Below are 14,179 nucleotides of genomic sequence, written 5' to 3' on the forward strand. Positions count from 1 at the left end.
TCACTCCAGATTCTGAACCTGCTCGCGGAACTGCTCGACCACGTTCTTCATCTCAAGGCCGGTGTTGGTCAATTCGACATCGTTCGATTTCGAGCAACAGGTGTTGACTTCGCGGTTGAATTCCTGCGCAAGAAAATCGAGCCGCCGTCCAACCGGTCCGCCCTTGCCGATCATTTCGCGCGCCTGCGCGACATGCGAGGCTATACGGTCGAGTTCCTCACGAATATCGGCCTTGGTGGCGATCAAGATTGCTTCCTGACTAAGCCGGTCGGCGTCGAAGCGATCGGAGGTCTCGAGCAGCGCCGCGACCTGTTCGGCGAGCCGCACCTTGATCGCCTCGGGCCTGCGGCCGGGAGCGGCTTCGGCGCGCTTGGCAAGCCGCTCGATCTCGTCCATCCGCTGGATCAGGATCTGGCCGAGGGCCGCGCCCTCGCGGCGGCGCATTTCGACCAGGTTGCCGAGCGCCTCCTCGAACGCCTTGGCGGCTGCATCGCGCGCCGCCTTGTCCTCATCCTCGTTGCTATCAGGCTCGACCACTTCGATGACGCCCTTGATTCCGAGCAGGCCATCGATGCTCGGCGCCACCGCGTCGATCCGTTGCGAGAGCGCGCCGGCGACCTTCAACACCGCCGCCAGCACGTCCTCGTTGATACGCACCGTCTGCGCCGCACCCGTGCGCTTGACGGTGAGATTGGCATACACTGTCCCGCGCGAGAGCACCTCGCTCGCGCGCCTCTTGGCAAGCGCCTCCAGTTCGTCCCACCCGGGCGGCAGCCGCAGCCGGAGGTCAAAGCCCTTGGCGTTGACCGATTTCAACTCCCACTCGAACGTATAGGGACCGCTTGCGCCATGGCTCCGGGCAAAGCCAGTCATGCTCGACAGCGCCATCGCACAAAATTCTCCGACAAGGGGTATGAGACTGGCCTGGCGGCCTTGGGATTCGCTCAGGCCCTTTCAAGGTTAAAACGAATTCCATGAAAGTGGAATTACGATCCACTGACTGGACGCTCGGTTACCGCTGCACCACCGGCGGTGTCGTGTTCTGCTGCGCTGCGCCCTGGCGGGCCGCCGCACCGCGCGGAGGCTTCTTCTGATTGGCCGGCTTCGGCGCAGCGGCGGGGCTGGCCTCAGCCGGAGCAGCCGGCGGCGGTGGATCATCCGCGGGCTCCACGGTGTCGTTCTGGATCTGCTTCTCCATCGTGCGCAGCTTGGCGACGTTCTTGGCGTGCTGGTCGTAGGTTTCGGTAAAGGCATGGCCGCCAGTGCCGTCAGCAACGAAGAACAGGTCGCGCGTGCGCGCCGGATTGGCGGTCGCCTCCAGCGAGGCGCGGCCCGGATTGGCGATCGGCCCGGGCGGCAGGCCATCGATCACATAGGTGTTGTAAGGCGACGGTTGGGTGATTTCGCTTCGCTTGATAGGACGACCGAGCGTGCCCTTGCCGCCGACCAGGCCATAGATGATGGTGGGATCGGACTGCAGCTTCATCTTCTGTCGCAGACGGTTGACGAACACCGCGGCGACGCGGCTGCGTTCATCGGCGCGGCCGGTTTCCTTCTCGACGATCGACGCAAGCGTCACGAGCTGCTCGGGCGACTTCAATGGCGTGTCCGGGTTGCGGCGTTCCCAGATCTCGGCCAGCAGGCGCTTGTGCGTCTGCTGCATGCGCTGGATGACCTGGTCGCGCGTGGTGCCGCGCGGGAATTTGTAGGTCTCGGGGAGCAGCGTTCCTTCGCGCGGGATCTCGCGCACCGAACCGGTGAAGATGTCGTTCTCGGAGAGCCGCGCCACGATCTGCTCGGAGGTCAGGCCTTCCGGAATGGTCACGGCATGCTGCACCACCTTGCCCTCGACGATGGTGGCGATGACGTCATGCAGGCTGGCGTTCTTCTGGAACGAATATTCGCCGGGCTTGAGGTCGGAGCTGGCCTTCAGCGCAAACACGCTGCCGATAAAGACCCAGGGATTGACGTTGATCACGCCTTCGCGCGAGAGCACGTCGGCGATATCGCGCTTGCCGGCGCGCGCAGGAATGTTGACGATCTTGTCTTCCTGCAGCGGTCCCGGTGCCTCCAGCGTCTGCTTGCCGTAGTAATACACCGCCCCGGCGCCGATCATCAGGATAATCAGGATGGTGATGATGGCATTGCCGACCACCACGAACGGATTGCGGGCGCGGTCGGAACGCCTCGGCGGCGGCGGAACCTGTTCCGGCTCCAGCGCGGCACGCGGGCTCCTTGGTGAAATGGGCGGCCTCTCACTCATCGATGCAAACCAAATCCTGCCGGTTCAATCGTGGCCTAGCAGACCCTGCCCCGCCAATAGCATACGCCCGCTGCTAGGAGTCACTGCGGAATACGGCAAAACAGTGGAGTAGTTCTAAACACTTAGTGGTTCGCTACACGCTGCATGATGACGGAAGCATTGGTGCCCCCGAAACCGAAGGAATTTGAAAGCGCCACATTGATCTCGCGCTTGCGCGATGTATGCGGCACCAGGTCGATCGCCGTTTGGACCGACGGATTGTCGAGATTGATGGTCGGCGGCGCAACATTGTCGCGAATCGCAAGGATCGCGAAAATTGCCTCGATCGCGCCTGCCGCGCCAAGGAGATGGCCGGTTGCGGACTTGGTCGAGGACATCGACACTTTCGATGCCGCGTTCCCAAGCAGCCGTTCGACCGCTCCGAGTTCAATCTCGTCGCCGAGCAGCGTCGAGGTACCATGGGCATTGATATAGTCGATGTCGGACGGCGTAAGCCCGGACCGCTTCAGTGCCGCGCCCATGCTACGGAAGCCGCCATCGCCATCCGGTGACGGCGAGGTGATGTGATAGGCATCGCCAGACAGGCCATAACCAGTCACCTCGGCATAAATCTTCGCGCCGCGCCTCTTTGCGTGTTCATACTCTTCGAGCACGACGATGCCGGCGCCCTCGCCCATGACAAAACCGTCGCGGTCCTTGTCGTAGGGGCGCGACGCCTTTTGCGGAGTCTCGTTGAAACCGGTGGACAGCGCGCGTGCCGCGCAGAAGCCGGCCATTCCGATGCGGCAGATCGGTGATTCGGTGCCGCCTGCGACCATCACATCGGCATCGCCGAGCGCGATCAGCCGCGCCCCGTCGCCGATCGCATGCGCGCCGGTCGAGCAAGCCGTCACCACCGAATGATTGGGGCCCTTGAGGCCGTGCTCGATCGAAACATAACCGGAGGCCAGATTGATCAGGCGGCCCGGGATGAAGAACGGCGAGACCCTGCGCGGCCCGCGCTCTTTCAGGAGAAGCGCGGTGTCGGCGATGCCCGAGAGACCGCCGATGCCGGAGCCGATCAGGGTGCCGGTCGCGCACTTGTCTTCCTCGCTCACAGGATGCCAGTTGGCATCGTCGAGCGCCTGCTTCGCCGCGCACATCGCGAAAATGATGAAGTCGTCGACCTTGCGCTGATCCTTGGGCTCCATCCACTGATCGGGATTGAACGTGCCGTCTGCGCCATCGCCGCGCGGCACCGAACACGCGATCTGGCTCGGCAGGTCGGACACGTCGAACGTGTCGATCTTGCGTGCGCCGCTCTGCCCGGCGAGGATGCGTGCCCAGGTTGTGTCGACCCCACAGCCGAGCGGTGTGACCATGCCCAGCCCCGTGACGACGACTCGTCTCATTTCAATTTCTCCGGCCCGCAATGGGCGGCCAATAAAATGGGCGGCCAATAGTAAGAAACCGGGGGACCGCTCGATAACGGTCCGTCCGGCTCCATCAAGTCCGCGAAAGCGTCAGCTCTTCGCGTTCTTCTCAAGAAACTTGGTCGCGTCGCCGACGGTCAGAATCGTTTCCGCCGCATCGTCGGGAATCTCGCAGCCGAACTCTTCTTCAAAGGCCATGACGAGCTCGACCGTGTCGAGGCTGTCGGCGCCGAGGTCATCGATGAAGCTCGCGTTATCGACCACCTTGTCGGGTTCGACACCGAGGTGCTCGACCACAATCTTCTTAACCCGCTCGCCAATCTCACTCATCGTTCACCCTCGTTGTTGCATTGGACCCGACCCCCAAGACGATACGAGCCATCTGGTCGTCTAGCTTACTCAATCGCGCATAGTCTTGATTCGGCCCGGTCGTAGCCGACTAAGCCCCGGCGAACAGCAGACGTCGCCACGCCAATATACAGGGTTTCAAATTCCTGCAATGGCGTTCTTTGCCCATCCGTGGGGGGTTCAGCTACCATACTTCCCAAGTCTTGACTACACGCCTGAACCGGCTGTCGGAAACGGGCTTTCGCCGCACCGCAAGAGCCAGTAGGGAGCTCAAATCATGGCCATTCCGCCGTTGACGTGAATCGTCTGTCCGGTCACGTAACCGGCCTCGCTGGAGGCCAGATAGACCACGGCGGCCCCGATGTCTTCGGGCGTCCCGAGCCGCGCAGCAGGAACTTTCGCGAGGATGGTTTCGCGCTGCTTGTCATTGAGCGCGTCCGTCATCGGCGTTTTGATGAAGCCCGGCGCGATGCAGTTCGCGGTGACGCCGCGCTTGGCATATTCGGCGCCCAGCGTCTTGATCAGCCCGATGATGCCGGCCTTCGACGCCGTGTAGTTGCCCTGCCCCGGATTGCCGGTCACGCCGACGATCGAGGTGATCGCGATGATCCGGCCGAAGCGCTTGCGCATCATCAGCTTCGTCGCAGCGCGCGCGAGGCGGAAGGTTGCGGTCAGGTTGACCGCAATGACGTCGTCCCAATCGTCGTCCCGCAATTGCACGAACAGGTTGTCACGGGTGATGCCGGCGTTGGCGACGAGAATGTCGACCTGCCCCATCGCCACTTCCGCTGCCGGGACCAATGCTTCGACCTCGGCCTTGTCGGACAGGTTGCAGGGCAGCACATGAACGCGCTCGCCCAGCTTCGCCGCAAACCCATCGAGCACCTCGCGCCGCGTGCCCGAGATTGCAACGGTCGCGCCCTGCGCATGCAGCGCCTGCGCGATCGCCCCGCCGATGCCGCCGGTCGCGCCCGTGACGAGTGCCGTCCTGCCTGTCAAATCGAACATGAGTATCTCCTCTCGGCTGCTTACGCCGACGCCGCCAATGCGTCCCTGGCCGCAGCAATATCGTTGGGACCGCCGACGGAAACGCCGACCGCGCCGCCAGCAATGCGCTTGACCAGGCCGCTCAGCACCTTGCCTGCGCCGATCTCGAAAAACCGCGTGACGCCTTGACCGGCCATGTAGGCAACCGACTCGCGCCAGCGCACGGTGCCCGTAACCTGCTCGATCAGGCGGCGGCGGATCTCGTCAGGATCCGATATGGCGGAGGCCAGCACGTTGGAAACAAGCGGCGCTGCGGGCGGCTTGATGGCGACGCCGGAAAGCGCCTGCGCCATGGCGTCCGCCGCCGGCTGCATCAGCTTGCAGTGGAAGGGAGCCGACACCGGCAGCAGCATCGCCCGCTTGGCGCCATTGGTCTTGGCGATCTCGACCGCGCGGTCGACGGCGGCCTTATCGCCGGAGACCACAACTTGCCCCCCGCCATTGTCGTTGGCGGCCTGGCAGACCTCACCCTGAGCCGCCTCCTTCGCGACCGCCACCGCCGCCTCATAATCAAGCCCGAGCAACGCGGCCATGGCGCCGGCGCCGACCGGCACCGCCTTCTGCATGGCGAGGCCGCGGGTGCGCAGAAGCCGCGCGGCGTCGCGTAGCGTCAGGCTGCCGGCGGCCGCCAACGCCGAATACTCGCCGAGCGAGTGTCCCGCGACGAAGGCAGCGTCGCGGCCGACGGAGAAGCCGGCTTCGCTCTCCAGCACGCGCAAGGTGGCGATCGAGACCGCCATCAGCGCCGGCTGGGCATTTTCGGTGAGTTGCAGGGTCTCGGCCGAGCCATCCCAGATGGTTGCAGTCAGCTTCTCGCCCAGCGCCGCGTCGACCTCATCGAACACGGCCCTGGCGACCGGAAAGGCATCGGCCAGGGCCTTGCCCATGCCGACCGCTTGCGAGCCCTGCCCGGGAAACGTGAATGCTGCCGTCATCGGCTCTGCCTACCTTGTTGATCATGGTCTCCGCACAAACGCTTGGCGTTTGTTGCACGGGAAAAAAGCGACCTCCGCGTCGCGCGAAAGCGTCCGGCGGTCCCATATACCTTGGATCGGCCGTAAGACACCGATGCAGGCCATGTCAAGCGTCGTCGCGGAACTCGGCAGAGCCTGTGGGCTTCTAGAACCCGCCCGCCCTCTGGTCGGCGCCCACTTCGGCGCCGGCCCGCGAGCGCCGGACACTGCTGACAAGCTGTCCCGGACGGTCCTCGTGGTCGGGCCTGCCGGTCGCGACCCGGAGCACCGCCAGATAGTTCGGCTGCACTTCCATGCGGCCGGCGTGCCGGCTTTCGCTGAGGATGCGATGCACGCGTGGCAGATTGTAACAGGGCACGTAGAACAGCAAATGATGCTCGAGGTGGTAGTTTACGTAGTACGGCGCGATGAAGAGCCGCTCGAGGAAGCCGGCTCGCGTCGTGCGGGTGTTGCGCAGCGGATCGTTGCTGTCGGGGACGACCGCGTGCTCGGCGATGTTGCGGATGCGGGTGATCACCATCATCCAGGTAAGGAGCGGCACCAGCCACAGCAGCGGATAGGCCCACCACACGCCGGCAGCGACAAGCAGCGCGAACAGCACAGCATTGGCGACACATTGCGGGCCGAGTTCCTTCCGAAAATGCACCGCGCGCCGCGCCAGCGGCCACTCCTTCGGCCCAAGCGCATTGAGCAGTTGCGCCTTGCGCTGCTGATAGCCGGTTTGCCCGGTGATATCGCGGAAGAACTTGCGGCGGTAGCTGAGGCGCGTGATGGGAAACGGCGCCGACAGCACGAGATCGGGATCATCCTCCTGCTGCGTGCGCGCGTGATGCTGCAGATGATAGCGGCGATAGGCCCGCGTCTCGGCAAAGATCGGATAGGCGCAGAACCATTGGCTCAGGGTCAGGTTGGTCTTTTCGTCCGCCGAAAGACAGCCATGCGCGCCGTCATGCATCAGGATCGCAAGCCCGAGTTGCCGCGAGCCGATGATCGCGACGGCGAGCAGATAGGTCAACGGATTGGGCCACCAGGCGACGAGCATGATCGCCCCCAGTATCAGCCCCCATGCATGGGCGATCAGCGCGATGCCCTTCCAGGTCGAGCGCTGGCGAACGGCGATCAACTGATCCTCGGTCAGGAAATCGCGGGCCCGAATGCGAGGCGCGGTCATGAGCTTGTCTTCCCGTCCGGTGAGGGTGAAGTGTCGCGGTCGCTGACCAGGCGCGGACGCGTTTCGTCATGCGCCGACGCAGCGGTAGCCTGGTCGCCCAGCGCGCGCAGCAGTTCGCTGCACATCTCGTCCGGCGCGCGCCCCATGGCGAACCCTTCGACGATCACGCCGATTGCAACTGCCCAGAATCGCCGCGAACTCTCCTCTGGTGCACGCAGCGTTCGCCAGCCGTGGCGCTCGATCTGGCCCGCATAGGCGCGCGCGCCTTCGCTGTGCAGGCGCTCGATCGTCCGCTCGACCAGCGGCGCGAGATCTGGGCGGCGTCGGGTCAGGGTCAAGGCTTCCGCGAAGAAGGCGACCGAATCCGTCGCCGTCACCGTCTCGGCCAGCGCGCGGGTGTATTCGTGCGGCATGTGCGCCTTGAGCGCCGCCTGCTCAGTGGCGCGCGCGAGATAAAGCATGTCGCGGCACGCGGCCTCGACGAACAGCGCCTCCTTAGTCCGGAAATAGTAGGTGATCTGACTCGGAAAGGCGTCTGCCGCCGCGGCGATATCGGAGATCGATGTTCCGGACAGCCCGCGTTCCTTGAACAGGCGGCTTGCCCCATCGAGCAACAGGGAACGCATCTTGCGGCCCGCCGACCGGGTGGCGCGCACCGCGTGCTTTGGATCAGTCACAGCCGGGTCGGACAGAGATTCGGGTGGCACGATCGCCTCCTGAGTTATTTGTATGTTGTACAAACAAATAAATCAACTGAAAACGCGCGCGGACCGGCGATTTGGCGCCGGGTTCCACAAGCCATGTTTCGGCCGGCGCAAGGCGCCAACCGACCCTTGCCATCGCGGCGAAAATCCTTATAAAGCGCGCCATCCGTGGGCCCCGGCCGGGAGCTGAACGGACGGTCTCAGCAAATTCACTTGTTGATTTTGATGTGGCAGGGCCAGTCGGCCCGTCGTCCCGTGCTTCCGCCTTCTGAGCAACATCGAGTCCTTTCCGAAGGTCTCGAAGGGCTTGTCGCCGAGGACCGCGCCAACACCAGGAAAGGACACCCATGCCTCTTTACGAGCATGTCTTTCTCGCGCGTCAGGACGCGAGCACCCAGCAGGTGGAGGAACTGACCGCCCAGATGACGGGAATCGTCGAGCAGGGCGGCGGCAAGGTCACCAAGACCGAGAACTGGGGCGTACGCTCCCTCACCTACCGCATGAACAAGAACCGCAAGGCTCATTTCGTGCTGATGAACATCGATGCACCGTCGGCTATCGTCAGCGAAATCGAACGCCAAGAGCGGATCAACGAAGACGTCATTCGCTATCTCACCGTGCGCGTTGAAGAGCATGAGGAAGGCCCGTCGGCGATGATGCGCAAGGCCGACCGTGACCGCGAGCGCGATGATCGCGGCGGTGGCTTCCGCGGCGACCGCGACGGCGGTTTCCGTGGCGATCGTGATCGCGATGGCGGCGGCTTCCGCGGCGATCGTGGCCCGCGCCGTCCGCGCGATGAAGACGCAGCGACCGAGGAGTAAGAATCATGGCTGAAGCTGGCGCCCGCCGTCCATTTTTCCGTCGCCGCAAGTCCTGCCCGTTCACCGGCGCGAATGCGCCGAAGATCGACTACAAGGATTCCAAGCTCTTGATGCGCTACGTTTCCGAGCGCGGCAAGATCGTGCCGAGCCGCATCACAGCGGTCTCCGCCAAGAAGCAGCGTGAACTCGCCCGCGCCATCAAGCGCGCGCGTTTCCTCGGTCTGTTGCCCTACGTCATTCGCTAATCTCGACGGCCGGCGGAGGCGCCGCCGGCCGTTTCACTCATAAGGCTTCCGGGTCGTCCGGTCGCCGATGGTTGGGGTCCTCGACCGGGCACCTCTAACCGCTCGGAAGGAGCGGGACAGCTGATGATCGCGATACTCGTCATTGCAATTGCGGCCGGCGCTGCGTCGGCGCTGATGTTCGCCTCGATCATTTCGGGCGCGCTCGTCTCGGTGCTGTTGTTCTACCTTGCGCCGCTGCCATTGATGGTGGCTGCGCTCGGCTGGGGGCCGCTTGCGGCGGCCATCGGCGGCATCGTCGCGGCCGCAGCGCTGGGCGTGCTCTTCGGCTTGCCCTACTGCATCGCTTTTGTCGTGATGGTTGCCCTGCCCGGCTGGTGGCTCGGCCATCTCGCGCTGCTCGGAAGGCCAATCGCCGGCGCGACGTCCGGCGACACCGAAGAACAGGCCCCACCCCAGTTGGAATGGTATCCGGTCGGCCGCATCCTGCTCTGGGTCGCCGCGTTCGCCGTCCTCACCACGGCCGGCACGCTGCTCACGCTCGGGACCGATGCCGAGACCATCACCGGCGCGCTGCGACGCGGCTTGCTCAGGATCCTGACCCCGAGCGGCGGCCAGGCTGGCGGCGACATCGAGCGGCTCGTCGACGTGCTGGTAATGATCGCGCCGGTCGCGGCAACCGTCGTAGCGATGGTCACGCTGACGCTGAACCTGTGGCTCGCGGCCAAGGTCACGCAGACCTCCGGCCGGCTGCGTCGGCCCTGGCCCGACCTGCGCAGCACCGCGCTGCCGCCGATGACGCTGGTTGCGCTGTCGGTCGCAGTTGGGTTCAGTTTCGTCGGGGGCATCCTTGCCATCCTGGCGCAGATCGTGACGACGGCGCTGCTGATCGCCTACGCCTTCGTCGGCTTCGCCGTCCTGCATACGCTGACGCAGTCGCTCATCAGCCGCGGCTTCTGGCTGGCCTGCGCCTACACCATCGTCGTCGTATTCGGCTGGCCGATCATCGCGATGATCGCGCTCGGCCTCGCCGACGCCCTGTTCGGATTGCGGCAGCGCTATTTGCGCGGCAGGCCGCCGCCGCTGCCCGCATCCTGAAGTTCGATCCGACCACTCAATCCATACTCAGCATCCGAAGGAGAACAAAATGGAAGTCATTCTACTGGAGCGCGTCGCCAAGCTTGGCCAGATGGGCGAAATCGTGCGCGTCAAGGACGGGTTCGCCCGCAACTTTCTGTTGAAGCGCGGCAAGGCGCTGCGCGCCACCGAAGCGAACCGCGCCAGGTATGACGGCATGAAGGCCGAGCTCGAGGCCAACAACGTCAAGGCCAAAGGCGAAGCGAGCAAGGTCGCCGAGAAGATCGACGGCCGCGACATCGTGATTATTCGTCAGGCTTCCGAGTCCGGCCAGCTGTTCGGCTCGGTCTCGGTCCGCGACATTGTCTCAGCGCTGGCGGCGGACGGCGTCACCGTCTCGCGTCCGCAGGTTTGGCTGGATTCGCCGATCAAGATGATTGGCCAGCAGAAGGTGACGATCGCGGTTCACCCGGAGGTCGAGGCCAGCGTCACCGTAACGGTTGCCCGCAGCGCCGACGAGGCCGTCCGCATCAAGCGCGGCGAAGACATCTCGACCCGTCAGGAAGATCAGGATGCCGCCGCCGAGGCACTTGCGGCCGCCGGCGAATTCTTCGATCCGGAAGCCCAGCACGAAGAGGCTGCGCCAGAGCCGACCGCCGAAGAGAAGTAAGCGCTTCGCCAACGCCGCGACCGATCAAATCCCGGCCTGATCAGGCCGGGATTTGGATTCGTGCAACAGGCTTGCGACAGGTACGAGACCGGCATCGCCCGGCCCACCACGACTATTTGGAGGGCGCCGGTTCGGGTGGCTGCGCCGGTTCAGTGGGTTGCGGAGGCGGCACGACGGCGGTGGCCGGAGCTGGTGTCGGCACCGGAGAAGCGGCCGCCGCCGGGCTTGGGGCCGGCTCCGGGGCACTGGTCACCGGCGTCGGCGATGCCGGAGCGGTCGGCGAAGAGGCCGCCGGCGCCGGAGAGGCCGGCATCACCTGCGGAATCGGATCTGGCCGCAGCGCTGCCGGCTCGCTGCCGCTGCCCTCCTTTGGCGCATCGATCTTGGCGGTATCGGAGGCGGGCTTGGCCTGTGTGGGCTTGTCTGGCTCGGTCTTGGCCTCCCCCTTCGCGGGAGAATCGACCTTGCCCGTCTCAGGATTGGCGTCGCCCTTCGGCGTTTCACGCTTGGCCGCCTCGTCCGACATCGGGGCTTCAACCTTCGAGGCCTCAGGCTTCGGCTCCTCGACCGGCTTACCGCGCCGACCCAGCTTCCGCCGGGTGACCGGCTTGCCTTCGGCCTGCGGCGCCTGGCTATCGGCGGGCCTGACGCCCTCGGACGACTCACTTGGACGCGCCATGCGCCTGCCCTTACGGCCAGGACGCCCCTCACCCTGCGGCGTCAATCCGTCGGCATCGGGTCTTGCTGCCTCCGCAGCCGGACGCTGAGCTCGCCCCTCGGGCTGCTCCGCCGTGACCCCCTGACCGGCATCGCCGGCCCTACCCCTCGCACCCTTCCGTTGATCCTTGGCCTGGTGACGGGGGTCATTGGCGCCGTTGGACATGAGGTAGGAGGCAAGCGCCGACGCCATGTCGGGAGACGTCGTGTAGTGTTGGCGCAGGAAGCTCGACAGCGAAGACGCCGGCACGCTCTTCATTAGACCGCGCGGGCTCTTGTGGCAGGCGCTACAGGCACCGGCGAAAACCTGGGAAGGGCTCTTACCGGCCTCGAGGTTCTGCGCTTGCGCTGATCCTGCCGAAAAGCAGCCAATCAGAAGCATCACCGTCGCCAGACTGAGCGCTCGGCTCAACATACCTAACGTCTCCGGATCGGAAAATCGCCGCGCCCAGGTCGACCGCCGGGCCGCGGCGGTGACCTTTTAGCCGATTGCCATGCGAATGGAAGCGCATCTATGACGCAACCACCCGATTGTCACATTTGGGAATATCCGCTTTGACGCCAACGCATTAGTCTCCCCCTGGAATCCCTCTTATGTGATTTTAGGCACACATTGTGTGATGTTTCACTCTTCTTAGGTGGTGTTAGTAGACGTTGTGTGATGAGCGACACATTGGAACAATTTGTTCCGATGTGCGTCAGGTGGTAGCCGCTCCGTTGGTGTTTCGATGGACCATTTGTTGCGTTACTCCCTGCAGCAATTCATCCGGCGCGGTTCGATCACATTCACGACCGCGAGCGGAATGAAATTTACCTGCGGCGACGGCACCGGCCGTCCGGTTGCCGCGCGGTTCGTCGCGGCGTCCGCCGAACGCCGCATCCTGCTCGATCCCGAACTCCATCTCGGTGAGTCCTACATGGACGGGACCTTCCTGGTGGAGGAAGGCAGCATCGCCGATGTCCTGGCGATTCTGATGGGCCAATCCGAGATGATGCCGAATTGGGCCCGGCCGCAATGGTGGCTGCGCTATCTTGGTCGCCGTAGCCAACAGTTCAACTGGCGCGGCCGTTCCGTAAGCAACGTCGCCCACCACTACGACCTCGACGGCCGCCTCTATTCCCTGTTCCTCGATGCTGACAAGCAATACAGCTGCGCCTACTACGAGACAGCGGACGCGACGCTGGACGATGCCCAGCTTGCCAAGAAGCGACACCTTGCTGCGAAGCTGCTGATCCGGCCCGGCGACCGCGTTCTCGACATCGGTTCCGGTTGGGGCGGTCTGGGCCTCTATCTCGCCGATATGACCGGCGCCGACGTCACCGGCGTGACGCTGTCGACTGAGCAATTGCAGATTTCCAACGCCCGCGCCGCTGAACGGAACCTCACGGAATCGGCGAGGTTCCTGCTGCAGGACTACCGCGATATCCCCGGCCCTTACGATCGCATCGTGTCGGTCGGCATGTTCGAACATGTCGGGGTCGCCTTCTACGAGACGTTCTTCAAACGTTGCGCCGAACTCCTGGGTGAGGACGGCGTCATGGTCTTGCATTCGATCGGTCGCTCGACCGGCCCTGACTTCACGAGCCCCTGGATCAGGAAATACATCTTTCCCGGGGGCTACATCCCGGCACTTTCGGAAGTCCTCCCCGCGATCGAGAAGGCTGGCCTGCTGGTCTGCGACATGGAAATTCTGCGTCTTCACTACGCAGAGACGCTCGAGGCATGGCGGGAGCGTTTCATGGCGCGGCGCGAAGAAGCGGTACGCCTCTATGACGAACGCTTTGCGCGGATGTGGGAATTCTACCTGGCCGCCTCGGAGATGTCGTTCCGCCAGCAGAACATGATGAATTTCCAGCTCCAGCTCACCAAGCGCCAAGGCATCGTGCCGATGACACGCGATTACATCACGCATGAGGAAGCACGCCTGCGCCTCAGGGAGGAGAGTGCGAGCCAACCCCGGCTGCAGCTCGCTGGCGAGTAAATCGAGAGGGATATCCTAGTTCCGGAGGCTATAGGCCGAGCCGCAATGGGCAAAGGCCGACGCGGGCCGCGCCAGATGCGCGGAAACCGCTGCCAAAACAGCGGGATCGCAGGGAATCCCTTGCGATTCGGGCCGGGCGGCCTGCTCCATGGCCTCAATGAGCCGCGACAGCCACGCTCTATCGACGCCGTGGGACCGGCAAACCTGCGCTGTCTGAAACCGTTCTGCCATTGTCACCGTATCATTTCTGGTCAGCAACAACCCCGTGACCTCTGAAGCGTTCCGCCACCGTGCCGCAAAAAAAGTGCGGCACGTGTGATCTGTTTCACACCGGCCTTCCGCAGCCCGTCGTAGAGCTGCCGGATGGCCCCAGAACCCCACCAATCGATGATCGATCCGCAGCGCGATATCGCGACAGATTATGCCTTGATCGCAACTGGCGTGGTGGCCGCCCTGATCGCGCTCGCGTTCCTGATTCTCTCCTGAGCAATCGGCGCGAACAGCCGCTCGCCATTCGATGGGTCCTTCGGCCCGCGAAAAGGTTCAGCCTGCGCCGGAATCTTTGCGCCCGATACCGCTGATCGCCCCTGCGCCCCGCCAGGCGTCAGGCGTCAGGCGGAACCGCGTCAAGCGGAATTCACCCTTCGTTCCCGGATTCACACCCGCCATTGTGTGAATCGTGCATAAGGCACATCCCTCCTTTCGCTTCGCCCCAGCCTGGCGCTTTATCGCCGCCCCACTGGGAGAATCC

At 64.2% G+C, this 14,179-nt stretch carries 15 protein-coding genes; 6 read left to right on the plus strand and 9 right to left on the minus strand.

Annotated elements, in window-relative coordinates:
• The 8 genes from JQ553_RS22860 to JQ553_RS22895 form a co-directional block, all read right to left on the minus strand.
• Window positions 1-888, minus strand: coding sequence for a YicC/YloC family endoribonuclease (locus JQ553_RS22860; RefSeq protein WP_212502263.1), 888 nt, complete (start codon window positions 886-888; stop codon window positions 1-3).
• 124 nt (window positions 889-1,012) lie between these two features.
• Window positions 1,013-2,263, minus strand: coding sequence for an endolytic transglycosylase MltG (gene mltG, locus JQ553_RS22865; protein ID WP_212502264.1), 1,251 nt, complete (start codon window positions 2,261-2,263; stop codon window positions 1,013-1,015).
• Window positions 2,264-2,385: 122 nt separating this feature from the next.
• Complete coding sequence (fabF, locus tag JQ553_RS22870; protein WP_212502265.1) at window positions 2,386-3,654, minus strand: beta-ketoacyl-ACP synthase II; 1,269 nt, start codon at window positions 3,652-3,654, stop codon at window positions 2,386-2,388.
• A gap of 111 nt (window positions 3,655-3,765) precedes the next feature.
• Window positions 3,766-4,005, minus strand: coding sequence for an acyl carrier protein (locus JQ553_RS22875; protein ID WP_008969609.1), 240 nt, complete (start codon window positions 4,003-4,005; stop codon window positions 3,766-3,768).
• Window positions 4,006-4,293: 288 nt separating this feature from the next.
• Entirely contained in the window at window positions 4,294-5,031 is a 738-nt protein-coding gene (fabG, locus tag JQ553_RS22880; protein ID WP_212502266.1) for a 3-oxoacyl-[acyl-carrier-protein] reductase, read from the minus strand.
• Window positions 5,032-5,051: 20 nt separating this feature from the next.
• Window positions 5,052-6,005, minus strand: coding sequence for an ACP S-malonyltransferase (gene fabD / locus JQ553_RS22885; RefSeq protein WP_212502267.1), 954 nt, complete (start codon window positions 6,003-6,005; stop codon window positions 5,052-5,054).
• 184 nt (window positions 6,006-6,189) lie between these two features.
• Window positions 6,190-7,215 carry a fatty acid desaturase family protein gene (locus JQ553_RS22890; RefSeq protein WP_212502268.1) on the minus strand — a complete coding sequence of 342 codons (1,026 nt, stop codon included), beginning with the start codon at window positions 7,213-7,215 and terminating at the stop codon, window positions 6,190-6,192.
• Window positions 7,212-7,922, minus strand: coding sequence for a TetR/AcrR family transcriptional regulator C-terminal domain-containing protein (locus tag JQ553_RS22895; protein ID WP_312015187.1), 711 nt, complete (start codon window positions 7,920-7,922; stop codon window positions 7,212-7,214). The genes JQ553_RS22890 and JQ553_RS22895 overlap by 4 nt, the downstream gene beginning before the upstream one ends.
• 344 nt (window positions 7,923-8,266) lie before the next feature.
• Between JQ553_RS22895 and rpsF the strand changes: the two genes are divergently transcribed.
• The 4 genes from rpsF to rplI all read left to right on the plus strand — a co-directional run bounded on the left by rpsF (window position 8,267) and on the right by rplI (window position 10,729).
• Complete coding sequence (gene rpsF, locus JQ553_RS22900; protein ID WP_212502269.1) at window positions 8,267-8,740, plus strand: 30S ribosomal protein S6; 474 nt, start codon at window positions 8,267-8,269, stop codon at window positions 8,738-8,740.
• Window positions 8,741-8,745: 5 nt separating this feature from the next.
• Window positions 8,746-8,985: a 30S ribosomal protein S18 gene (rpsR, locus tag JQ553_RS22905; RefSeq protein ID WP_007592020.1), complete on the plus strand. Its 240-nt coding sequence runs from the start codon at window positions 8,746-8,748 to the stop codon at window positions 8,983-8,985.
• Window positions 8,986-9,108: 123 nt separating this feature from the next.
• Window positions 9,109-10,080, plus strand: a complete 972-nt coding sequence (locus JQ553_RS22910) for a DUF2232 domain-containing protein (RefSeq protein WP_212502270.1) — start codon at window positions 9,109-9,111, stop codon at window positions 10,078-10,080.
• Between the two features lie 49 nt (window positions 10,081-10,129).
• On the plus strand, window positions 10,130-10,729 hold the full coding sequence (rplI, locus tag JQ553_RS22915; protein ID WP_212502271.1) for a 50S ribosomal protein L9: 600 nt from the start codon (window positions 10,130-10,132) through the stop codon (window positions 10,727-10,729).
• A 112-nt stretch (window positions 10,730-10,841) separates the two neighbouring features.
• On the opposite strand, the gene JQ553_RS22920 is transcribed toward rplI, so the two are convergent.
• Complete coding sequence (locus JQ553_RS22920) at window positions 10,842-11,705, minus strand: hypothetical protein (RefSeq protein ID WP_312015188.1); 864 nt, start codon at window positions 11,703-11,705, stop codon at window positions 10,842-10,844.
• 469 nt (window positions 11,706-12,174) lie between these two features.
• Here JQ553_RS22920 and JQ553_RS22925 point away from each other — a divergent pair, with 469 nt between their 5' ends.
• Both JQ553_RS22925 and JQ553_RS34960 read left to right on the plus strand, forming a co-directional pair.
• On the plus strand, window positions 12,175-13,428 hold the full coding sequence (locus JQ553_RS22925) for a cyclopropane-fatty-acyl-phospholipid synthase family protein (RefSeq protein WP_212502273.1): 1,254 nt from the start codon (window positions 12,175-12,177) through the stop codon (window positions 13,426-13,428).
• A 363-nt stretch (window positions 13,429-13,791) separates the two neighbouring features.
• Window positions 13,792-13,914 carry a hypothetical protein gene (locus JQ553_RS34960; RefSeq protein ID WP_283817283.1) on the plus strand — a complete coding sequence of 41 codons (123 nt, stop codon included), beginning with the start codon at window positions 13,792-13,794 and terminating at the stop codon, window positions 13,912-13,914.
• The last annotated feature ends 265 nt before the right edge of the window (window positions 13,915-14,179 follow it).

It is taken from the genome of Bradyrhizobium lablabi, from assembly GCF_018131005.1.
GTDB classification, from domain to species: domain Bacteria; phylum Pseudomonadota; class Alphaproteobacteria; order Rhizobiales; family Xanthobacteraceae; genus Bradyrhizobium; species Bradyrhizobium lablabi_D.